The sequence below is a fragment of the Legionella nautarum genome (assembly GCF_001467895.1).
Taxonomy (GTDB): Bacteria; Pseudomonadota; Gammaproteobacteria; order Legionellales; family Legionellaceae; genus Tatlockia; species Tatlockia nautarum.
This window is the reverse complement of sequence record NZ_LNYO01000019.1, coordinates 23515-46351: the sequence shown is the minus strand read 5'-3', so window position 1 is coordinate 46351 and position 22837 is coordinate 23515. Positions and strand designations below refer to the sequence as shown.

Genomic DNA, 22837 nt, shown 5'->3' with positions numbered 1-22837 from the left:
GAGGAACATTACCTTGAATCAAGCCAATAAACAAGCGGTCAGAGTCGCATTAGTGACTGGAGCAAGCCGACGAATAGGTGCTGCGATCGCTAAACGACTGCATCAGGCCGGTTTTAAAGTGCTCATTCATTGTCACCATTCCTCGGACGAAGCGAAGAATTTAGCAGCCCTGCTCAATCAACAACGTCCCTGTACAGCACTTGTTTTACAATATGATCTTTGCGCGGAGGAGACAGCGAAGCGTTTGATTGCCGAGGCCATCGCCTGGGCGGGGCAGTTGGATCTTTTGGTAAATAATGCTTCAATTTTTACCCGTACTGAGTTAACTCATTTTGAGGGGAGTGTTTGGGATGCGCTATTCACGACTAATGTAAAAGCGCCATTTCTAGTTAGTCTTGAGGCTTATCCACATCTTGCAAAACAGCAGGGGGCGATTATTAATCTGACTGATATTCATGCAGAGAGGCCCCTCAAAGACTACGCCGTCTATTGTCAAACGAAAGCGGCACTGGTCATGCAAACAAAAGCCTTGGCGCGAGAATTTGCTCCACAAGTACGTGTTAATGCGGTTGCACCCGGGGCGATTGCTTGGCCCGAGCAAGCAAATGCAATTTCTTTGGAGTTACAGAAGGAAATTATTGCCAAAACACCATTAAAACGCCACGGCGACCCGGATTTTATTGCGCAAGCGGTCTTGGCGTTGGTGGAAAATTCTTTCATTACTGGGCAGATTCTTGCTGTCGATGGCGGGCGGAGTATTTAGTTCATTGATCGCTTTGTTAATACCGTTCGCACTGAGGAAGCGCGCAGCGCTATCTCGAAGTGTCGTTAAAGGCCCCCTCCCTTCGAAAGCCTCAAGATAGTTGTTACGCCTCCTCCTGACTTTTAACCAATAACCGATTTGCAAACGCGATAGAAAGTACCGACAGCAGCAAAGTCAAATGAATAACAACCTGCCACATCACTGTATAATTAGTTTGTTTCGTTGGATCAATAAAAGTTCTTAATAAATGAATGGATGAAATACCAATTAAGGCCAGAGCAAGTTTAATTTTCATTGCGCCTGCATCTAAATGATCCAACCACTCGGGTTGATCTGGATGAGTATCTAAATCAAGTCGTGAGATGAAGGTTTCATAACCACCAAGTACCACCATGATCAGTAAATTGGCAATCATGACCACATCAATGAGATCCAAAACACCCAACATGATATGAGTATCATTAAAGCCATTGATGTTCATGACAAGATGAAATAATTCAATCAGATAACGATAAACATAGGCTGCTAAAATAACTAAAAGACCTACGTAAAGAGGTAATTGTAACCATCGGCCCATAAAAAAAATCCGGCCGATAATTGTTTTGAGTTTAGACATTTATTTTTCCTGTTATGTTTCATAAAGCTACACAGTGTAGGCATTATGCACTGGCATCGCACTTAGTCAAGAGTAGATCTAAGCCAGGGTTCTATTTGCTCAAGTTGGTCCAAGCGATAAAAAACCTGTAATTGATTCGCGTTGAGTTGATTTCGGAAATAATACCGAACCAGCGATTTGCTTTGTAATAAAGCCTTATATTCGTTTTCTAAATCAGCCAAGCCTTGTAGATGTTGGATAAAAAGACTAATTAATCCATTGGTACTGATTTGCAGAGTTTCTTGCTTGAGTAAAGCTTGATATAGCCAAGGTTTACCAGTTCCTGCGCGAGAAATCATGAAGGCATCACAGTGAGTTTGATTCAAGGCTTTTTGCAAACTTTGGTGTTCAGAAATATCGCCGTTGGCAATAACAGGAATGGTTACTACCTGCTGCTTTATTTGTGCTATCTGCTCCCAGTTATTAGCTTGATCATAATCCTCAGTCCAGCGTCTACCATGGATGATTAATGCATCGGCGCCAGCTTCTTCAATCGTTTTAGCGAGCTTAAAATCAGACTCACTACCCAAAATACGAAGTTTAACGGTGAGTGGAATTTTAATGCTTTTGCGTACTGCGCTAACAATCCTCAGCAGTTCCTCGGGTTTTTCCAGTAAAGCACTACCTGCCCCTTTTTTGCGAATTTTGGTTTTAGGGCAGCCGCAATTAATGTCGATCAAATCAGCACCAATGGTTTCAAGGCGAGCGGCTGCCTGCGCCATAATTACCGGATTGGTGCCCGCAATTTGATAACAGAGCAACCCTTCATCGGCAGCGCGATGTAAGTAGCGTGAATGCAGGGCATGCTTATGAATGACATCATGGGCCGAAATCATTTCCGAAACACAATAAGCCGGGGGTATAAATTGCGCAAATAGTGTTCGGAAAGGAGCGCAACTAAACCCGGCCAAAGGTCCTTGAATAAGACGATGTGCTAAATTTAAGGAGCCTATCGATAGTGGACTATTGAAGAAAGAATGCATATCACTGAACTAGGAACGGATGAAATAAACGGCGATTGCGAGTATTATACCGCCTGTCTTTGTTTTTGGGTAAATGAATGGATAAAAAATATTATTCGCCTTTAGAATTGATTAAAATTGCGACTCAGCATGCTTATTGCGCCGAGCATTTATTGCAAGATAATGCGGAAATAATCCTTTCTGGGCGAGGAGTCATTGATACATTGGCCCCTGCCGTCAACCTTATGTATTCGGCGTTTGAATTAACGTTGAAAGCCTATCTGCTTCATGACTATAAAACGAACAATCAACACAAAAATCTCATCGAGTTGCTTGAATTAAGTTCCGAGCTGGGATTGGACAATAAGGATATTCAGTTACTAAAAAAACTTTCTCGGCAATATGCTTTTCGTAAAGGGGTTGACTACGAATTGTGGGATGATCGACAACAATTATTAGTTTTTTGTGCTGAAATAATTGAACTTTATGAGCGGATACAAGAATTAATGCCACTTGAGTTGCAAAAAGATTATCAATAGTGATTCCATGTCGTCCCGCCTCTTCTCCCAATCATCCCGAGCATAGCCCGGGATCTCTGCATGAGTAATGCAATGCCCGGTCATGGAGAACTCACGCTCGCGATGACGCGAGCTCATTTTCTACTAGAAAATCGTCCACTTTCTGGAAATGATCATCCCAAGTCGGCTTTTTAAAATGCTGCAACCGTATCATTTGAGCAGCCCTGTTTGCGCTATTAGGCTGTGCATAATTGATAATGAGCTCTTCCCAGCGTTTTCCATCTAAAGGGTCGACATAGTCAGGAATATCTCCGGCGATTTCTCGGTAAACAGGTAAATCACTGGCAATCACGGGGACCCCTAGAGCAAGCGATTCGACTAAGGGTAAACCATAGCCTTCTATAAACGAGGGAGTTAATAAAGCTTGACTATGGTGAATAAAATTTAATAATTGATAATCTGCACAGCCCGAAATTTCTGTAACCACTCCCTTAAGCAAACGGCAGCGATCCAATAGATCCAACACATTTTCGCATTGCCATCCGCGGTAGCCAATGACGAAGAGATGAGGGGTTTGTTCTCCTAAGCGTTGTGCTAAGCTGCGCCATATTTGCAGTAGTAACATATGATTTTTACGAGGTTCGATGGTACTTAAAATGACAAAATACGGTTTCCCGATAGGCCGCTCTCCAGGAGGGCTTAAAGGAATCCCGGATGCTAATAAAGCAACTTTAGCGGGAGGCATCATTTGGTGGGTTAACTTAGCATAGCGCTGTAAATCTTGGAGGGTTGCAGCAGAATTAGTAATTACCCCCGATGCAATTTTTAAAATGTAATCCATTTTTTGCCGATGCCTCAGGTCTTCCCCTGGATCACAAAACTCAGGGTAGTCTATAGCAATTAAATCATGGACAAAAAAAATAGGTTTAACATCTAACTTGCGAGTCAGCCGAAAATAATCGGATTGCCCAAGGCCAATATGCCCTGTGTTGATTAAAAAGGTATTTCCTTTATTGTTAAACTTTGAAAAAGAAAGAATTCCTTTGCCAATAATTTTCATTACAGCTGATTTTGAGCAAGGTGCAGCTAGCTTAGTAAATAATTCTTTGGATTTTTCATGAGATAAGATCCAGCTGCGACCCCACCAGCGTACCAGCGCGTAGGAGGTAGATTGATAATATTGCATATAAGCGATAGCAACCCGATCGATACCCGTTACCGTCATTCCTTTCATACGACGGCGAACTACCCGAGTAACATCAATAATAATATTCATGGTTTTCCCTTTATTAGGGTTTATGCAAAAATAATTTACCAGTGTTGAGCTTTCAGAATTAGCGAATTTTAGACTAATATGCTAATTGTTGCATTAACTTATTTATAAGCGGAATGATGATGGAAAAACGTATTTTACTTGGGGTTTCTTCTTGCCTTATTGGTGAAAAAGTTCGCTTTAATGGAGGAGATAAGCGCAATAATTATTTATGCGACCTTCTTGCCAATTATGTTGATTTCCTACCGATTTGTCCTGAGGTTGCAATTGGTTTGGGCGTACCGAGACCGGCTATCCGTTTGGTGGGTGATCCTAAATTCCCGCGTCTTGTCGAGGTCAATAATCCGCAACAAGACCACAGTCAGGCGATGATGGAGTTTGCTAGTTCAGCGATGAAACAACTCACTCATATCAGTGGTTATATACTAAAAAGCCAATCGCCAACCTGCGGCCTGAAGCGGGTTAAAATATATCAAGAAAAAGGAGTGGCGCCCAAATTAGGGCAGGGTCTATTTGCCAAGGTACTGGCAGAAAAATTCCCCTGCTTACCTATTGAAGAAGAAGGGCGATTAAACGATCCGAAGCTGCGTGAAAATTTTATTGAAAGAATTTTTATTTATCATGATTGGCAAACCACTTGCGAAAACGATTTTACAGCGAGTGCGCTCGTTAAGTTTCACACCCGTTATAAATTAACGCTGATGGCTCATCATCCTAGTAGAAGTCGAGAGCTGGGACAATTAGTAAGCCAGGTAAAGCAAAAAAATTTGTCCGCTTTGGCAGCAGAATATATTGATAACTTTATGAAGATTTTGTCTTTAATTGCAACACCTAGTAAGCATGCGAATGTTTTACAACATTGCCTGGGCTATTTTAAATCAGTTCTCAGTAAAAATGATAAACAGGAATTAGTTACCATTATCAATAATTATCGGCAGGGATTATTGCCTCTCATTGTACCCATTACCCTAATTAACCATCATTTAAGTCATTATCCGCAACCCTATTTAGAGAATCAAAGTTATTTATCTCCTTATCCTGCTGAGTTAATGCTAAGAAATCATATTTAATCCGCTGGTTATTTGATTGATTTATACTTTTCAGGGCTAATTGCCCTGCCTTATTATGCTCAACGATGGGGTGGGGAATAACCACTGCCTAAATGAATGGGAAATTTATGCGCTGGTGCCTCCTAAGGTTTATGGAGCTATTTAAGTGGTAGGGCTGCTAATTCAGGGCCCAGGTGTTCTACATACTCTCCCGAACGGTCAAATTTTTAGATCTAATCGGGGATCATACTCAGAACCGTCTTGGCATTGGTTTAGTTTCACGTTAGGATAATATTTTTTTGCACACAAGGTTAAACTTAATGGAGCAGTTAGATCTTAGTTCAACGCAAGCAGTGCAACAGCAACTCTTACAATTGAGTGAGTATCTTAATGGGCGCATTCTTGGACAAAAAGGATTAGTATCGCGTTTATTAATCGCTTTGCTTGCTGATGGTCATTTATTGGTAGAAGGGGCGCCAGGACTTGCTAAAACACGTGCTGTGAAAGAATTGTCCTCTGTGGTTGAAGGTGATTTCCATCGCATTCAATTTACTCCCGATTTACTGCCGGGTGATTTGACTGGAACGGATGTTTATCACCCGGAAAATGGCTCTTTTGTTTTTCAACCCGGTCCTATTTTTCATCATCTCATTCTCGCTGATGAAATTAATCGCGCTCCTGCGAAAGTACAATCTGCGTTGTTAGAAGCAATGGCAGAGCGACAGGTGACGATTGGTGGAAAAACTTATCCTTTGCCGGAATTATTTTTAGTGATGGCAACACAGAACCCTATCGAACAAGAAGGAACTTATCCCTTACCAGAAGCCCAGTTGGACCGTTTTTTAATGTATGTCCGCATTGGTTATCCTGATGCAAAAATTGAATATGACATTTTAACCTTGGCTCGACGAGAAGCGGCAGGTGATGAAGGAAGTCAAGCGCAAGCCATTCAGCCCTTGAGCCAAGTGACTTTATTTGATGCAAGGCAGCAAGTCTTGCAAGTCCACACGAGTGAAGCTTTAGAAAATTATTTGGTCCAACTAGTCGTCGCCACACGAAATCCGGCAGTTTATAGCGATGAGTTGGCGCGTTGGGTGCGTTTTGGAGCAAGCCCCCGAGCAACGATTGCCCTTGATCGTTGTGCAAAAGCACATGCCTGGTTAGCCGGCCGCAATTATGTCACACCAGAAGATATTCATGTGATTGCTCATGATGTGCTGCGCCATCGTATTCTGTTAAGTTTTGAAGCAGAAGCAGAAGGAGTAACCAGCGATGATTTCATCGATTCCCTACTGCGATTGGTTGCAGTGCCTTAGGATTCACTATGACTGAAGGGGTTACAGTTCAACTGGATGAATTAATCGCTCTAAGGCGTTATGCTCAACGAGTGAATTATAAACCCACGGGGAGCGCGATACGGGCGGGTAATCATCTGTCTAAATTACGCGGCCGAGGTATGGATTTTGCCGAGGCCCGCAATTATCAAGCCGGTGACGAAATTCGCCATATGGAATGGCGGGTCACAGCGCGTACGGGCCGCCCCCATGTTAAGCTTTATCAAGAAGAAAGAGAACGTCCGGTTGTTATTCTCAGCGATTTTAATCCCTCAATGTTTTTTGGTACCCGATTAGCGTTTAAATCGGTCATTGCTGCCCGTTTAGCCGCAATGCTCGCTTGGACTGCAATAAAACAGGGCGATCGCGTAGGCGGTTTATTTTTTTCAGCAAAAGAACATAATGAATTCACTCCTCGTAGTCGAGAAACAGGGGTTTTACCTTTATTAGCGTCTTTAAGCCAGTACACGCAGAGAGGAGTGGCGAATAATGGCGCTCAATCAAAACCCTTAAGTGATGCCCTAATTCGTGTTCGTCGCGTGATGCGTCCAGGTAGTATTTTAGTGTTGATTAGCGATTTTTATAATATGGATGCTGATAGCGAACAACATCTAAGTCGCTTGCGCTACCATAATGATGTCTTGGTTTATCACATCTGCGATCCTTTGGAGCTTTCCCCCCCAAAACCACAACATTATGCGATCACTGATGGGCAGCAAGAACTGTTGCTTGATACAACTATTCATGAGGTTACTCAAGGTTATAAAAAATATTGTGAAGAGCGTATTGCTCTTTTAGAGGCGCAATTTAAGCGCTTGCAAATTCAATATGTGCAATTGACCGCCGAGGCAAATTTACCGCAGGTTGTACGTCAGACTTTTCCTAGGAGGTCGCGTGGCTGAGTCACAAGCAATCTTGGCAAAGTTACATGATATTAAATTACCTAGCCCCATTGGTTGGTGGCCTTTGGCACCTGGATGGTATCTCTTGCTCGTGTTAGTTTTACTTCTTATCGCTGCTTTAAGTTATCTAGCGCGGCGTGCCTATCTCAATGGCAGACCAAAACGTCAAGCTTTGCAATTACTTGAGACTTATAAGCAGGAATATCAACATGAGCCTAATAGCCAAGTTTGTAGTATGAAAATATCTGAATTATTGCGTCGTGTGGCCTTGGTTTATTTTCCTAGGGAAGAAGTAGCGAGTCTTCAGGGTGACGCTTGGCTTAATTTTTTGACTAAGACTTCAAAGAAAATCGATTTTAACAAGCTGCGGGCTTATCTGTTAGAAACACCCTATCAACCGGCGAGTAACGTGGATTTAGAGCCCTTGTTTCGCTGCGCAAAAGCTTGGATCAAGCAACGAGGTGCGCCATGTTTGAGCTAGCTGCCCCTTGGGTTTTATTGGGTTTGCCCTTGCCTTTTTTGATATGGTTTTTAGTTCCGCGTGCGGTGCTGCAATTACCTTGTGCGTTGAAGGTGCCTTTCTACAAAGCCATGTTGTCAATTGTCGATAACAAAAAAACGGCTTTTGCAGGACAGGCTCAGATTGGTCTGTTCTTTGTTATTTGGTGCTTATTAGTGATTGCCGCGGCGGGACCGCGTTGGGTCGGTGAACCTCAAGCTTTGACCCGCGAAGGTCGTAATATCATGTTAGCTTTAGATTTATCGGGGAGTATGGAGTTGTCCGATATGCTGCTCAATGGTCGCCCTGTCAGTCGCTTAGCCGTAGTCAAGCGTGCTGCAGAAGAATTTGTGAAAGCGCGGGTGGGCGATCGCATTGGTTTGATTTTGTTTGGTACTCGTGCTTATTTACAAACGCCGCTTACTTATGATCGTCAAAATGTGCTACTGCGTTTAGAGGATGCGACAGTCGGTTTGGCCGGACAAACGACCTCTATTGGTGATGCCATCGGTTTGGCTGTCAAACGTTTACAAGATGTGCCAGCGCAGGGGCGTATGATTATCTTATTGACCGATGGTGCCAATAATTCAGGGATGCTACTGCCGTTAAAAGCTGCTGAATTGGCAAAACTCGATAATATCAAAATTTACACGATTGGTTTGGGAGCGGAATCTGATCCTCGCGCGACCGGCGGCCTCTTTTTTAATCCAAATCCCTCTTCGGATTTAGATGAAGAAACCTTGCAAGAAGTGGCAAAAATCACTGGTGGTCGCTATTTCCGTGCGACCGATATGCAATCTCTACAAGAGATTTATGAAAGCATTAACCAATTAGAGACGGTGAGTCAGGATCAGGCAACCATCCGACCACAAAAAGATTATTACCCTTGGCCACTCGGCTTGGCACTCCTGCTGCTACTCTATTGGCTTGGCAAACAAGCAGGATTAGACGCTCCCTTTTCTCGCAGGGAGGTTCATAGCTATGACTGAATTTCATTTTCTTCGCCCGTGGTGGCTGTTGGCAATTTTAGCTTTGCTTGCATTATTTTGGATGCTGTGGCGAAAAGGACCGCAAGCAGATGCTTGGTCAGCGGTCTGTGATAAGCATTTACTTGAGCATTTAGTGCAGTCAAAAGGACAGGGACGACGCAATTTAGCACTATTTTCGCTGCTTATTAGCGGATTATGCCTATGCATTAGCTTAGCTGGTCCGACTTGGTCGCGTTTGCCTGTGCCTTCATTTAAACAAATTCAACCTAGGGTCATCGTGTTGGATATGTCAAATTCAATGTTAGTCAGTGACTTAACACCGGATCGCTTAACGCGTGCAAAATTTAAATTACATGATTTATTTAAACGTCGTGATGTGGGTCAATTTGGTTTAGTGGTTTATACCAGCGAACCCTTTGTTGTTTCCCCTCTCACTGATGATGCCCAAACAATAGATGCGCTATTGTCCTCACTCAGCCCAGACATTATGCCCGTTGAGGGGCAGCAACTGGATACTGCTTTGGAAGAGGCGGGTCGATTGATTACGAATGCCGGCTATAAACAAGGCCAAATATTGGTGCTGACTGGGGACACACCGAGTTCTGCCGCCGCCATGGTGGCGAAAGATCTTGCTGCAAAGCAAATCTATACTTCGGTCATGCCAGTCATTGCTAATCAAACCTTGAGCCCTTTGTATCAAGATTTAGCGACAGCGGGTCAGGGGCAATTAATTCCGTTCTCTGATACTTCGGATGATCTCAATCAATGGTTAAAGAATTCGGTCAATCAAGAAAAATTTATGCTTAGTGAATCGAACGATATTCCCTTGTGGCGAGATGAAGGACGCTGGTTTTTATTGCCTGCGCTGCTTTTTTTGTTGCCGGTTTTTAGACGGGGCTGGTTGCAGAGGATAACCTCATGAGAGTTTGCTGGCTGGTATTATTATCTATTTTGACTTGTGACAGTTATGCCTGGAGTTGGGCTGATTTGTGGTCAACCAAGGATCAGCAGGCGCAAGATTTGATGAAACAAGGCCAATATAAACAGGCTGAGACTACCTTTCAGCACCAAGATTGGCGAGCAGCCGCGGCCTACCGTGCCGGAGATTATGATCAGGCAGCAAAACACTATCAAGCGCTGCAAAATGAACAAAGTTATTATAATCAGGGAAATGCCCTAGCTCATTTGGGACAGTATGAGAAAGCTATTAAAGCTTATAATCAGGCGCTGGCGCTAAATCCCAATAATAAAGATGCCTTATTCAATCGTAAACTATTAGAAGATTTATTAAAGAAAAATAAAAACCAGCAAAACCAGAATCAGCAGGATAAGAACCAGCAAAATAAAAATCAGCAAGGCCAAAACCAGCAGGATAAAAATCAGCAAGGTCAAAACCAGCAGGATAAAAATCAACAAGGCCAAAACCAGCAGGATAAAAATCAACAAGGCCAAAACCAGCAGGATAAAAATCAACAAGGCCAAACCCAGCAGGATAAAAATCAGCAAGGCCAAACCCAGCAGGATAAAAATCAACAAGGCCAAAACCAACAGGATAAAAATCAGCAAGGCCAAAACCAGCAGGATAAAAATCAACAAGGCCAAAACCAGCAGGATAAAAATCAGCAAGGTCAAAACCAGCAGGATAAAAATCAGCAAACCAAGACAAAACCAAATAAAAATGGTGAAACAAGCAAAGATAATTCGCAATCAGCTGAAGACCTTGAAAAACAACAAGCAAAAGACCAGTGGTTAAGATTAATTCCAGATGATCCAGGTGGATTGATGCGAGAAAAATTTTTGCGCGATCATCTACGTAGAGAGGGTGGGTGGTATCAATGAAACGATTATTACTAAGTTTATTGTTAATTTGCTGTAATAGTATTGCTTTTGCCCTGGTTACTTTGCAGGTCGAGGCACCACAGGTGCAAATGGGGGAAAATTTCACCTTAAATTTAAGGATTGAAGGTAATCAAATTAATTCAGTGCCTGATTTAACTCCTCTGCAAAAAGATTTTACGATTGTCGGGACAGAAAGTAATATTAATTACAGCATTATGAACGGTAAAGTCCGCGCCGTAAGCGAGTGGACCATCATATTAACACCCAAACGAAGTGGCGTTTTACCAATTCCTGCCTTGACAATAGGCCAAGAAAAAACCAAGCCAATTAGTATTGAAATTACCCAATATCCACCTTCAAGTAATCAACCAAATACAAATAAACCGGGTGCTATGCAGCAATCTCAGCAGCAAGATGTGATGTTGTTAGCCGATGCTGATGTCAGTCAGCCTTTTGTCAATCAACAAGTGATTTATACCGTTAAATTGTTCAACAGCAGCCGATTATTGGATGCCAATTATTTACCCCCGAAAGTTGACGACGCACTGTTCGTTCCCTTTGGTGATGGACGACGCTATCAAGTCACCAATAATGGTCGACTTTATGCCGTTGAGGAACAGCAATTTGCTTTATTTCCGCAAAAAAGTGGAGATTTGAAAATTAATCCTCCAACTTTTAGCGCTTTAGTTTATGATTTGAATGGGCCCAGGCGTGTTAATGTCGCAGCGCAGCCCATCGTACTTAAAGTACAGCCCATTCCTGCGCAAAATAGAGGAAAAAACTGGTTACCTGCTAAACAGGTCACTCTGAGTGAAAGCTATGATAAAAATACAAGCTCTTTAACTGAGGGATCTACGCTTGAGAGAACGGTGACTTTAAAAGCGGTGGCGGTACCGGCTCAATTACTACCTACTTTGAACTTTGGCAGCTCCGATCAATTCAGTATTTATCCAGATAAACCGACAGTGAACAATAGTTTTAAGCAGCAAGATCTTGTCGGTTCTTCCACAGTAAAAGTCACTTATTTGCTTAATAAAGTGGGTAAAGTCACTATTCAGCCCTTAACCCTGCCTTGGTTTAATACAGTGACCGGCAAAGAAGAAATCAGTTCATTGCCTGGGTTTACTATTAATGTGGTTCCTGCTGCAGGGCAAACTAAGCAAACTGCTAGACCTCCTGCTGCTGCAACAGTTAAACCGGCACCGGCACGGCAATTAAGCCCTCAATTAAACGAATCTAAACCGATAGAAAAACCAGTTGCGATATCTCATTCAAATATGGCTTGGTGGGCTGCTGGCGGATTTGCCCTCGCTTGGTTAATCACGATTATCGCGTGGCGCCGGCAACGCTCGAGTTATCCCCATAAACCGAGTAAAGGCCATGTGTTAAAGCAAGTCCAAGACGCCTGTTTAAGCAATAACCCAAGACAGGCAAGAGATGCCATGCTTAGATGGGGACGGATGCAATGGCCTGCGGCTAATTTGTTAAATTTAATCGATTTAGAAAACTTAGTGGATGATCCCGCTTTAAAACAACAAATAAACTTGCTTTCCCAAATTTTATATCACAATAATGGCGCTCAAAAAGCATGGCGAGGGGAAGCGCTCTGGCAGGTAGTGTCTAATTTCCAAGCTTCCTCCCCCTCCGAGAAAAAAAATAATAATCCGCTTCCACCTATTCATCGGCTATGAGATGCTTTCTCCCCAGCTCTCACTAGTATTGTTGGTGCAGCAAACCGTTCGGGCTGAGGAGGCCGTAGGCCGTCTCGAAGCCTTGGTGAATAACCACTAACCATAGTAGGCTTCGAGACGGCCTACGGCCTCCTCAGCCCGAACTGTTTAATTAGCAAGTAGCGCAGTAATGAGAAGTAGCGCACTAATGTAGGTCGGGCCTTGGCCCGGACAGATTCGTAGCTCACAAAGCACAAACAAATCTTGCTGGGTGCAATGTTGGGCCAAGCCCCAACCGACTATCCGTACGGTTAGGCCAATTTTTTAGGAAAGAACAGATGCAGTTTAGTGAATATTACAAACAAGACGCACATGATTTAGCGAAGCTCATAAAGACCAAACAGATAAGTGCTAAAGAAGCTTTGGATTGCGCAATCACACGCATGCACGAAGTTAATCCCGTGCTCAATGCTATCGTTGCAGATTGTAGCGATTGGGCTTATGAACAACTGAAATCGATGCGAGGAGACGAGCCCTTTTATGGGGTTCCCATTCTAGTAAAAGATTTAGGTTTTATGATTGAAGGCGTACCTTACACTGCCGGTTCTCGCTTTTGTGCTTCCTTTATTTCCCCAATAACCAGTGATTTTATTAAGCGTATACTAGCCTTAGGTCTGTTGCCTTTTGCCAAGACTAATGTCCCGGAACTGGGGTTATCTTATGTGACCGAATCCGTTTTACATGGACCTTGCAAAAATCCCTATGACTTAAAACGTACCCCGGGAGGATCTTCGGGAGGATCGGCAGCCGCTGTTGCAGCGGGAATAGCCCCGGTCGCTACCGGGAATGATGGCGGTGGTTCGATTCGTATTCCCGCGTCCTGCTGTGGTTTATTTGGCTTTAAACCGACACCTGGTTTAATACCCACCGGTCCCTTAGAGGGAGAGGCTTGGTCTGGATTGGCTACAAGTCATGTTTTAACTCGCAGCGTGCGTGATTCTGCTGTTTTATTTGAGTTATTGACTGCCGCGAATTTAAAAAATCTTGGGCAATCACTTCTGCAGCTGTCTAAACGACGCAACCCCCCTGGCCCGCTCACAATCGCCCTTTTAGATGGCGCATTTGCACCGGTATCTGTCGATAAAGCTTGTATTGAAGCATTAGAACAAGCAATTCACGTATTGAAATCGCTTGGACATCGTGTTGTCGAGCGAAAATTGGATTTGAATTTAGCGGCTATTGGCGAATCGGTTATCACCATGATTGCAGCAAATACTTGCGCAGAAATCGAAAGCGGAGAATTAATTATTAAGCGAAAAGTGAAGAAAAATGAGCTTGAACCAGTTACTTGGGAATTTATGGCACAGGGTAAGACGATAAGCGCTTCACAGTTGATTAGGGCAAAAAATAATGTTTATCAATGCATGCGTCCCGTTCATGAATTATTGATGGAAATCGATGTCATTTTAACTCCCGCTTTAGCGCAATTACCGCTGCCGATTGGCAGTCTGGCAACCGATGATAATTTTGCAGATTATTTACAAAAAAACACGGAGTTTTCACCTTTCACTTCCTTATTTAATCAAGCTGGCTTGCCAGCTATGGTTATGCCGGTTAGGTATTATGAAGGTCTACCTCTTGCGGTGCAATTTGCGGCAGCGAAAGGGCAGGATAAATTGCTTTTCGATTTGGCTAGTCAATTGCAAAAAGAATTTGTTAATTTTACACCGCCAACAATGTAAATTGGGCCTTGGCCCAACCTAATTTTCCACTGATAAATCGATAAACACTTGTTAAATATTTATCAAGTGCCTCGCTATTTAATAAGCACTAGGATATAATAATGCCACTTGTGCTTTTTTGTATTCCTAGTTGAAACATTTTCTTCGTGAAAATCCCTCCTTTTGTAGTTCAAAGTAGCGAAATCGCGTCGCAAAAAAATGCTTCTACCCCGGGTTTCACTAGTGCAAGTTGTTTTTAATTTAATTTGGAAAGTTGAAATGTCTGGTACAAAAGAAACCGGCCACGTTAAGTGGTTTAATGATGAGAAAGGTTATGGCTTTATTAGCCGTGATAATGGTCAGGACGATGTGTTCGTTCATTTTCGTTCGATCAACAGCACTGCTAATCGTAAGACATTGCTCGAGGGTCAACGAGTAGAGTTTTTAGTGACTAAAGGACCTAAAGGTCTGCAAGCGGAAGAAGTTAACGCTTTATAATCTTGCTGTTTCTCCATCTTTCCCCCTTTGTAGACGGACTTTGTGCGTCATTCAAGGGGGGATGATCCACTCTCTTTTCCTATCATTCAGAATGAGTATTAGTTATATATTCAACGACCGAATTTGAGTTAAACTAAAGAATAATCAATGAGTTAATACGGATTAATTGGATACGGAATGATAAGATTAATTGCATTATTTTTTGCAGTAATACCTCTTTTTTCCCACTCGTCAATCCAAGTCAATGGTCGGTTGAATGTTAGTAAATCATGCTCGGCATACCTGTCTAAAAATAAAAAAAATAATCCCGATCGACTGATTATCCAAGCAGGCCAACAATATGAAATCAAAGAAATTAATCGACTTTTTAATCCAAAGTGGTTAAGAATAAAATTGCATCCTCCTATAAATGCTTTGCGGTGGGTCAGTATTGAATGTGGAGAGTATACTTATCAGTTAAGCACTCATACTAGCTGTAATCTGCGCCCTGGTAGGGCTGATTCTTACGTCTTGGCGCTTAGTTGGCAACCTGCCTTTTGCCAAGCTTATGGGTATGAAAAAGGTAAACCGGAATGTTTGCAGCTACGTTCTAATTCATTTCAAGCTAGTCATCTCGTATTGCATGGTTTATGGCCCAGCCAGAGAAACTGTGGTCAACACTATAGTTACTGTTTAGGTTCAATCCGTAGTCGTAACTGTGATTACCCACCCCTTTCTTTAAGTGCGGCAGTCGCTACTAGCCTAAAAGAAATGATGCCGAGTTATGCTCATGGTAGCTGTCTTGAGCGCTATGAATGGAATAAACATGGCAGTTGTCAAAGCCTGTCAGCAGACGATTATTACTCCCTGGCAATCCGCTTGAATAAGGAGGCGAATCAAACTGCTTTAGGTCAGTTTTTGCATGAACATTTAGGATATACGGTGCAACGTGGGCAATTAAGAGAAATGATTCGCCGCTCCTTCGGTCAAAATACAACGCGAAAAGTTTATTTGGGCTGCAAGAAAGGCCTGTTAGTCGATATTTATATTCAATTACCGGCCTTAATCCCAGCCAATGAATCCTTACAAACTCTGGTGCAAAAAGCCCCCGATTTTGAGCATTATGAAAGTTGCCCCGGAAATATCGTCATTTCAGATTTTAATAACGATTCTTGGTTTTAATCGGGGTATCTATCTTGCGCATCATGATAACTTCCTCTAATGTAGGGAAATGCGATAATTAGAACGTGGATCATGTTGATGCGGTATTTTTTCTTGATGTTTAGCCTGTTACTACTTTCAAGTTGCATTCATCAGCCACAAGTACTACCCCCAACGTTAAAAGGAAGAGAGCAAGAACATTTCGTCCCTCCTTTTACCCAAGTAAAGGTTGAAGGGATCATTAATGTCAGTTTGCATAGCGGCTACAAAAATCAAGTCATCATTCTTCATGGCGATCCTCGAGACTTAGGAAATGTTCTTATTGATCCTAAAGGGGGCAGATTATTGATTAAATTGCCCAAAGGCCATCCTAACTTCGGTGAAGTGACGGCAGAAATTCGTGCCAATGTTTTAAAGGGTTTTTATTATGAAGGAGAAGGCACAATCGTAGGAAATAATATCCACTCAGGATTCCTTGAATTATCAATTGATAATTCTGGAGACACTACTCTTGGCGGCTATCTTGTCTTACGTAAACTGAAAGCAAGTGGCGGTGGAAATATTCAGATCAGTGGAGTCAATACACCCCATTTACAGCTGGATATTACAGAAAAAACTAAAGTGCAGTTATCCGGTGTCATCAATTTGTCTCGAATCAATCTAGCCGATAGTTCTGTATTATGCATGTATTGGGTCAAATCGCCCTTGTTATCGATTTGCCAACGGGGCAGTTCACTGGTTCGGCTAGCTGGCGTTGTGGATAAGCTCGATGTTGAGTTATGGGATACAGCTCATTTTAATGGCCGTTATCTACGCGCCAAAAATGCTTTTGTGAAAACACATGATCGCTCGGTAGCCGATATCATGGCGATAAAGCATCAACATACCTTAGCGACAGATGCTAGCGACATCTATTTTTATAAAGTATCGAAAACCTCCGCTGATTTTATGGCTTATGCCGGCTCTGTACTGGATATGCGTGACTGGAACCGCCCTGAGCTTCATGATTATACGCGCTACAATAGCCCAAGCTCGGCACCAGGAGAAGTACCTTTAATTGATGGGCTTTCTAAGTAAGACTTGATAGAATTGTCATCCCTGCCTTTCGCAGAGATTGACAATCCCTTTGTAGGGATACCTCAGCTTGTGATGGCGCTAATTCAACTTTCTTGTTTGCTGGCTAAATTTTTTTTGATACAAGCAAGAATAGTATTTTGATCGCCGTCTAAAGGTAAAACATGGGCTGAATTTGGAAGCCAGTGGATATTAATATTTTCTTTGTCAGTAAAACGATCAGCAACTCGCCAGGAGGATACAACTTCATCATGACAGCCCAAAAACAAATCGGTGGGGCATTTGGGAGTTTCGAATTGAAATTGTTGAATCAAGGTTAATATTTCAATGATTGTTGTAAGGGGTAATTGTCGATAAGCAATTTCACAGTTTTCAGCGGTGTATAAATTGCCAGCGGCTGAGCGTATTTTTCTGAAACCTAACCAATTTAATGCTTTGGCTATTTTAAGCCAATGACTTAATCCCAGGCGTAAATCAAGTGCAGGTGCTAATAGATAAAGATGATGTAGATTAAATCGAGTACTCAAATGGCAGGCTAATAGACCACCCAAAGATAGCCCCATCAGGTCAACTTGAGTGAATTGCTTGGTCAAAATCTCACAGGTTTGTTCGGTTTGTGAAATCCAATCCCTAGCTTTTGCATGAGCAAATGAATCAAGATTTTCAGCGTGGCCTATTAAAGCAGGGCAGACAACGGCATCATAGTAAAGAGTCAACGAAGGGAGTAGCAGACGAAAAACCGCCGGTGATGATGAAAAACCGTGTAGTAACAATAAAGCACGATGAGTTTTATTAGTCCGCTGTTCGATTGGCGCTAAAAGAAAAGAGTCTTGTTGATTTAAAGTAAACAGTTGTTTACCTTGACGCATGCAACGAAAAGCATCGATATTCATAAATTCCCTTTGATTAAAAATTTTGCAAAAAAATAGTAAATAGAGCATAACGATATTTTTTAGCATTCGCAATTTGCTATGATTGAAAATACGTTAATCTAAGCCAGTGAAAAGAGTGATTAAATGACTTCGCTTAGCGCTTAGAAAATCGATATGGACTATAATTGTTAATCCTATTAATTTTAGCTAAAAAATAGCGCGCTGTCTTATATGCTATCTTTAAATTAATAGATTAAACGAATTTAGAAGTATAGGTGATCATATGGTAGATACAGCAGGTGGTACCGGGGGCCAGCAAGATAGTACCAAGCAAGGGGCGCAGCCAACTCAAGCTAAAAAAGGTTCGCCGAAACCGACCAACCAGCGGCCTCAGCAAAGGGCTCCGCAAAGGTCGGTACCTCCAACGAAAAAAAATGAAGATGAAGATCAGGATTTATATAAAGTTCACATGAAAATGCTGCTAGAAACGGCTCAACTCATGAAAGATATCAAATCCAATCTAACCAACAGTATTTATGATTTTATAAAGAACTCTTTGGGCACTAAGAAGCCTAAAAATGACACGCCTGCTGCGGATAATAGCCAACAACAGCAGCAACAGGCCCAAGCTGCGCAACCGGTTCAACTAGCTCAACAAAGCCCACAAACCACCCCGCAAGGAGCACAGGCGGCCGATGCAACCAATGCTACGCCTACAGTATCAAATGATTCAACCCCTGAGGTTAATGTGGCAGATGCAGAAGATGTACTAGGCGAAGAGGTAAAGGAAGAAGAAAAGCTAGATAAGAAAGATGAAGGGCAAGAGCTAAAAGAAGACGAAGGGGAAGAAGACGTGGTCGATTTAGCAGAAGAAGCGCAACAGGGTCCCAAACCAGAATCAATGGCAAAATCCGAAGACGATGAATGGGAAGACGAAGAACTATCGGAGCTAGATGGGGATCAAGATGACATGGTAGAGATGGAGCCGTTTGAAGCGGATGCTTCCTCAAATAATGATGATGATTATGAAGCCGCCGCTCAACAATTTAATGGTGGAGGCGCGGCAGCAACTAGTGGTGCAACCGAAGAGGTAGCTGCTAAAGCAGTCGTAGTTGCGCTCTAAGACTCGCAATATTCACAAAAAAGAAGGGTTTTTTTAACCCTTCTTTTTTGTTTAAGGAGTTTTAAGCTTCCAGCAGTTTATGCGGCAAACTTTCTAATCTACCGGCTTGGGTAACGAGAACATAATTGAGTTTGCGTTGAAGTTCACTAATGGTATCCGAACCAGCATAAGTTAAACCGGAACGTAAACCGCCAACAATATCTGCAATAATTGCCTCTTGAGTTTTACGATAAGGCACTTCCGTGGCGACTCCTTCAGCAGTTTTCCATTCTTGCATTTGGCCTAAAAAGTCTTCTTGTGCTTCACGTGATGCCATACCACGGTAGCGCTTTACTTGTTTTCCGTCTTCTTTAGTGATGACTTCTCCCGGCGTCGGTTCAGTACCCGCTAACATTCCACCAATCATCACAAAATCCGCACCAAAGGCGAGTGCTTTAACAATATCACCAGAGGTACGAATACCACCATCAGCTACAATTGATCGATCAGCTCGAGCACAGTCTTGAATGCAAGTGAGCATAGGAATACCAAAACCGGTTTTAATGCGAGTGCTGCACACTGAGCCTCCGCCTATACCTGCCTTAATAATATCAGCGCCGCAAGAAGCAAGATAATCGGCCCCTGCATAGGTTGCAACATTTCCTGCCATAATACAGCGCGTCCCAAGTAATTTCCTTAGATTTTTTAGTGTCTTACCAACATATTTGGCGTGACCATGAGCAACGTCCACACAGAAATATTCTGCTCCGGCATCACGCAATGCTTCTGCACGTTGTAATTCTAAATCAGTACAGCCAACTGAAACAAAGACTGGTCCTGAGCAACGCTTAAATTCCGCAATATTATCTTCAATGCTTAAAAAACGGTGTAAAGCGCCAATACCACCTTTACTGTGCATGAAATTGGCCATTTTACTTTCAGTGATGGTATCCATATTCGAACTAATCACAGGTAATTGAATGTTGAGCTTACCGAGCCTGTCAGACATACTGATATCAACGACACGTCTCGACTCATGATGATTGTAAGCAGGAACTAACAAAACATCATCAAAAGTGATGGCTTGATTGTTCATGATGTATCCTCTCTAAAAGCACAGTTATTTGGGTAGGTAGTATATACTCATTCTACCCGAAGTTGCTGGTTTTTTTGCCGATAGCAAAAAAATAAGAATCTTCAGGTAGAGGGTCTATTCTAATTTATTGCTAGCCTCAATCTCCTATAAATGCTCTGCTGCATAGTATGCGAGTCTTGAACGCTCACCGCGTGTTAAAGTCATGTGGGCGCTATGTTGCCAATGTTTGAACCGATCGACAGCAAAAGTAAGACCGGAAGTGGTTTCTGTTAAATAGGGCGTATCGATTTGTTTGATATCGCCAAGGCAAACGATTTTAGATCCCGGTCCCGCACGAGTAACCAGCGTTTTGATCTGTTTTGAGGTTAAATTTTGTGCCTCATCAATAATAATAAAACGGTTTAAAAAAGTTCGGCCTCGCATGAAATTGAGAGAGCGAATTTTGATTTTATTTTGCAGCAGATCCTGAGTTGCACCGCGCCCAAAACTGCCTCCTTCTTGCGAACTGTGCAGTACTTCTAAATTATCCATTAAAGCGCCCATCCAGGGTGTCATTTTTTCTTCTTCTGTACCGGGGAGAAAACCAATATCTTCGCCGACAGGAATAGTGACCCTGGTCATTAAAATTTCACTATAACGATTTTGATCCAAAACTTGCGTTAAACCTGCAGCAATGGTTAATAAGGTTTTTCCTGTTCCTGCGGAACCTTGTAGAGTGACGAAATCAATATCTGGGTCAAGAAGCAGGTTTAAAGCGAAATTTTGTTCGCGGTTACGCGCATTGATACCCCATACTGAATGCTTAGCCTGATTAAAGTCGCGAGCGAGTTGTACGACGACACTTCCTTCAGCAATTTCTTTCACAATAGCTTGAAATTGACTATCGCAGGTACTTATACAATCGTTGTAGTTCCACTGATTTGTCAGTGGGCCACTGATACGGTAAAAGGTTTTCCCTTCCTCTTTCCAAGCCTCCATGTCTTTGCCATGGTTAGTCCAGAAATCGTCATCGAGAATATGTAAACCGCTGTGAAGAAGGTTAACATCATCTAACACTTTATCATTGTAGTAATCTTCAGCGGGAATACCGAGAATTCCTGCTTTGATTCGTAAGTTAATGTCCTTAGAGATAATAACAACTTGTCGCTCAGGATGCTTTTTTTGTAATCCTAAGGCAGTGGCAAGCAGGGTATTATCAGCCTTGTGACCTGGCAAAGAAGTAGGGCGAAGCTGTTCAAATTCATCCGTTTGAAAAAATAATCGCCCACTACTTTTTACTTTGTCAGAGAATGCGAAACTGGGAATAGGTAAACCAGCAACAATTTCTTTATGGCTGGCATTAGTCATGAGCTCAACTAACATACGGTTGGTTTGCCTCACATTGCGTGCTACTTCAGAGATACCCGTTTTGTGAGTGTCCAATTCTTCTAATACGACCATGGGCAAATAAATATCATGCTCTTCAAAGCGATAGATAGCCGAGGGGTCATGCATTAAAATGTTAGTGTCGAGTACGAAAAGTTTGGCCTCTCTTTTTTCATTATCCATGCTTCACCTTTAAGCTAAATTATTGATTTTGATGACGCTTGCAAATTCAGTCAAGCATTAATCTTGCCAAATATCCGAATAAATTGAACGGGTTAAATAAAAAAATTTACTCCAATTTTTCTTTAAGAAGCTTGTAAATTTTCCAAGGTTTTCATCACTTCAGCGACATGCCCTTTAACGCTTAGTTTTCGCCATTCATGTCGCAAAACACCTTGTGGATCAATAAGAAAAGTAGAGCGTTCAATACCTCTTACTTGCTTTCCATACATGGATTTCATTTTAATAACGTCAAACAGTTGACAGAAAATTTCCTCTTTATCGCTAATTAATTCAAAGGGAAATTCTTGTTTAGATTTAAAGTTTTCATGTGATTTTAAACTATCACGAGAAATACCAAATATTTCAGCATTAAGTTTTTTGAACTTTGCATAGGCGTCACGAAAATCTTGACCTTCGGTAGTGCAGCCTGGCGTGGAGTCTTTTGGATAGAAATATAAAATTAACCATTTTCCTTTGTAATCATTTAGATTTGATTGCAGACCGCTGGTTGCGCTAAAGGCTTGCGGGGGTAATTTATCGCCAAGTTTCATGAGTTTCTCCTCAATATGGAATAGGTCTATCCTAGTGGAAAATAGAGGGTTTGGCTATTTTTGTAGAGTGGGGCTTGACGCAACAGGCTGCCAAATCCGAAGGGCATTTAACGTCTAGCATTTCGCACTCGCGTGGGACTATGTATAATCACCCTTTTTGGGTTTTATAAATTGATTTCGGGTGTCTTATGACCACCAAACAAAATACAAGCATTGCACTGAATAGAAAAGCGCATTTTGACTATTTCATTGAAAATGAATATGAGGCTGGCCTAGTTCTTCAAGGTTGGGAGGTAAAAAGTTTGCGTGCGGGCAAAATAAATCTATCCGATGCTCACGTCATTATAAAATATGGCGAAGCTTTTTTATTGGGCGCACAAATTCAACCCCTTCCGACAGCGGCGGCCCATCTTTTTCCTGAGGCGAATCGAACTCGCAAATTATTACTCAATCGAAAGGAGTTAAATCAACTCATCGGGAGTGTTGAGCGTCAGGGTTATACCCTAGTTCCCCTAGCTCTTTATTGGAAAAATAACCGGGTAAAAGTGAAGATTGCTTTAGCAAAAGGTAAAAAAGCACATGATAAACGCGATACCATTAAGGACAGAGATTGGCAACGCGATCGCGCGCGTATAATGAAGAAACACAATTAACGCGCTAGGCTGGCGGTCTTAATGTCAGTTAGCTTTCATTGTGGCATAATTCGCCAATTTTACGAACTTATCACCTGTACTCTAAACTGA

The 22837-nt window shown here is 42.3% G+C and carries 23 protein-coding genes; 16 read left to right on the top strand and 7 right to left on the bottom strand.

Annotated features, from left to right (window positions below; all coding sequences use genetic code 11):
• Positions 1 to 13 precede the first annotated feature (13 nt).
• Entirely contained in the window at positions 14 to 763 is a 750-nt protein-coding gene (locus Lnau_RS10295) for a pteridine reductase (RefSeq protein WP_058505066.1), read from the top strand.
• A gap of 103 nt (positions 764 to 866) precedes the next feature.
• On the opposite strand, the gene Lnau_RS10290 is transcribed toward Lnau_RS10295, so the two are convergent.
• Complete coding sequence (locus Lnau_RS10290; RefSeq protein ID WP_058505065.1) at positions 867 to 1379, bottom strand: TIGR00645 family protein; 513 nt, start codon at positions 1377 to 1379, stop codon at positions 867 to 869.
• Between the two features lie 62 nt (positions 1380 to 1441).
• Positions 1442 to 2401, bottom strand: a complete 960-nt coding sequence (locus tag Lnau_RS10285) for a tRNA dihydrouridine synthase (protein ID WP_058505064.1) — start codon at positions 2399 to 2401, stop codon at positions 1442 to 1444.
• A 77-nt stretch (positions 2402 to 2478) separates the two neighbouring features.
• On the opposite strand from Lnau_RS10285, the gene Lnau_RS10280 reads away from it, so the two are divergent.
• Positions 2479 to 2919 (top strand): HEPN domain-containing protein, encoded by a 441-nt coding sequence (locus Lnau_RS10280; protein ID WP_058505063.1) that lies wholly within the window; start codon positions 2479 to 2481, stop codon positions 2917 to 2919.
• Between the two features lie 91 nt (positions 2920 to 3010).
• Here the strand turns inward: Lnau_RS10280 and Lnau_RS10275 are convergent, their stop codons facing one another.
• A complete protein-coding gene (locus Lnau_RS10275; RefSeq protein WP_058505062.1) occupies positions 3011 to 4174 on the bottom strand; it encodes a glycosyltransferase family 4 protein in 1164 nt (387 codons plus the stop codon).
• Between the two features lie 113 nt (positions 4175 to 4287).
• Here Lnau_RS10275 and Lnau_RS10270 point away from each other — a divergent pair, with 113 nt between their 5' ends.
• From Lnau_RS10270 to Lnau_RS10215, 12 genes are all read left to right on the top strand, one after another.
• Positions 4288 to 5241 (top strand): YbgA family protein, encoded by a 954-nt coding sequence (locus tag Lnau_RS10270; protein WP_058505061.1) that lies wholly within the window; start codon positions 4288 to 4290, stop codon positions 5239 to 5241.
• Between the two features lie 299 nt (positions 5242 to 5540).
• Positions 5541 to 6536 (top strand): AAA family ATPase, encoded by a 996-nt coding sequence (locus Lnau_RS10265; protein WP_058505060.1) that lies wholly within the window; start codon positions 5541 to 5543, stop codon positions 6534 to 6536.
• 8 nt (positions 6537 to 6544) lie between these two features.
• Complete coding sequence (locus Lnau_RS10260) at positions 6545 to 7456, top strand: DUF58 domain-containing protein (protein WP_058505059.1); 912 nt, start codon at positions 6545 to 6547, stop codon at positions 7454 to 7456.
• Positions 7449 to 7937: a DUF4381 domain-containing protein gene (locus Lnau_RS10255; RefSeq protein ID WP_058505058.1), complete on the top strand. Its 489-nt coding sequence runs from the start codon at positions 7449 to 7451 to the stop codon at positions 7935 to 7937. The genes Lnau_RS10260 and Lnau_RS10255 overlap by 8 nt, the downstream gene beginning before the upstream one ends.
• On the top strand, positions 7925 to 8944 hold the full coding sequence (locus tag Lnau_RS10250; RefSeq protein ID WP_058505057.1) for a vWA domain-containing protein: 1020 nt from the start codon (positions 7925 to 7927) through the stop codon (positions 8942 to 8944). Before Lnau_RS10255 ends, Lnau_RS10250 begins: the two co-directional genes overlap by 13 nt.
• Positions 8937 to 9866 (top strand): vWA domain-containing protein, encoded by a 930-nt coding sequence (locus Lnau_RS10245; protein ID WP_058505056.1) that lies wholly within the window; start codon positions 8937 to 8939, stop codon positions 9864 to 9866. The genes Lnau_RS10250 and Lnau_RS10245 overlap by 8 nt, the downstream gene beginning before the upstream one ends.
• The gene (locus Lnau_RS10240) at positions 9863 to 10783 is read left to right on the top strand and encodes a tetratricopeptide repeat protein (RefSeq protein ID WP_058505055.1); all 921 of its coding nucleotides are present in this window, start codon (positions 9863 to 9865) and stop codon (positions 10781 to 10783) included. The genes Lnau_RS10245 and Lnau_RS10240 overlap by 4 nt, the downstream gene beginning before the upstream one ends.
• Complete coding sequence (locus Lnau_RS10235; protein ID WP_058505054.1) at positions 10780 to 12474, top strand: BatD family protein; 1695 nt, start codon at positions 10780 to 10782, stop codon at positions 12472 to 12474. Before Lnau_RS10240 ends, Lnau_RS10235 begins: the two co-directional genes overlap by 4 nt.
• Positions 12475 to 12791: 317 nt before the next feature.
• Positions 12792 to 14195, top strand: a complete 1404-nt coding sequence (locus Lnau_RS10230; RefSeq protein ID WP_058505053.1) for an amidase — start codon at positions 12792 to 12794, stop codon at positions 14193 to 14195.
• A 258-nt stretch (positions 14196 to 14453) separates the two neighbouring features.
• The gene (locus Lnau_RS10225) at positions 14454 to 14672 is read left to right on the top strand and encodes a cold-shock protein (RefSeq protein ID WP_058505052.1); all 219 of its coding nucleotides are present in this window, start codon (positions 14454 to 14456) and stop codon (positions 14670 to 14672) included.
• 177 nt (positions 14673 to 14849) lie between these two features.
• Complete coding sequence (locus Lnau_RS10220) at positions 14850 to 15833, top strand: ribonuclease T2 family protein (protein WP_083503822.1); 984 nt, start codon at positions 14850 to 14852, stop codon at positions 15831 to 15833.
• 78 nt (positions 15834 to 15911) lie between these two features.
• A complete protein-coding gene (locus Lnau_RS10215; RefSeq protein ID WP_058505051.1) occupies positions 15912 to 16889 on the top strand; it encodes a GIN domain-containing protein in 978 nt (325 codons plus the stop codon).
• Positions 16890 to 16972: 83 nt separating this feature from the next.
• Here Lnau_RS10215 and Lnau_RS10210 read toward each other — a convergent pair whose 3' ends face one another.
• Entirely contained in the window at positions 16973 to 17779 is an 807-nt protein-coding gene (locus tag Lnau_RS10210) for an alpha/beta hydrolase (protein ID WP_058505078.1), read from the bottom strand.
• A gap of 262 nt (positions 17780 to 18041) precedes the next feature.
• On the opposite strand from Lnau_RS10210, the gene Lnau_RS10205 reads away from it, so the two are divergent.
• Positions 18042 to 18881, top strand: coding sequence for a hypothetical protein (locus tag Lnau_RS10205; RefSeq protein ID WP_058505050.1), 840 nt, complete (start codon positions 18042 to 18044; stop codon positions 18879 to 18881).
• Between the two features lie 61 nt (positions 18882 to 18942).
• Here Lnau_RS10205 and Lnau_RS10200 read toward each other — a convergent pair whose 3' ends face one another.
• The 3 genes from Lnau_RS10200 to Lnau_RS10190 all read right to left on the bottom strand — a co-directional run bounded on the left by Lnau_RS10200 (position 18943) and on the right by Lnau_RS10190 (position 22094).
• A complete protein-coding gene (locus Lnau_RS10200) occupies positions 18943 to 19956 on the bottom strand; it encodes a guanosine monophosphate reductase (protein ID WP_058505049.1) in 1014 nt (337 codons plus the stop codon).
• A gap of 144 nt (positions 19957 to 20100) precedes the next feature.
• A complete protein-coding gene (locus Lnau_RS10195; RefSeq protein WP_058505048.1) occupies positions 20101 to 21504 on the bottom strand; it encodes a PhoH family protein in 1404 nt (467 codons plus the stop codon).
• A gap of 122 nt (positions 21505 to 21626) precedes the next feature.
• Positions 21627 to 22094 carry a peroxiredoxin gene (locus Lnau_RS10190; RefSeq protein WP_058505047.1) on the bottom strand — a complete coding sequence of 156 codons (468 nt, stop codon included), beginning with the start codon at positions 22092 to 22094 and terminating at the stop codon, positions 21627 to 21629.
• A gap of 188 nt (positions 22095 to 22282) precedes the next feature.
• Between Lnau_RS10190 and smpB the strand changes: the two genes are divergently transcribed.
• Complete coding sequence (gene smpB, locus Lnau_RS10185) at positions 22283 to 22747, top strand: SsrA-binding protein SmpB (protein WP_058505046.1); 465 nt, start codon at positions 22283 to 22285, stop codon at positions 22745 to 22747.
• Positions 22748 to 22837 lie beyond the last annotated feature (90 nt).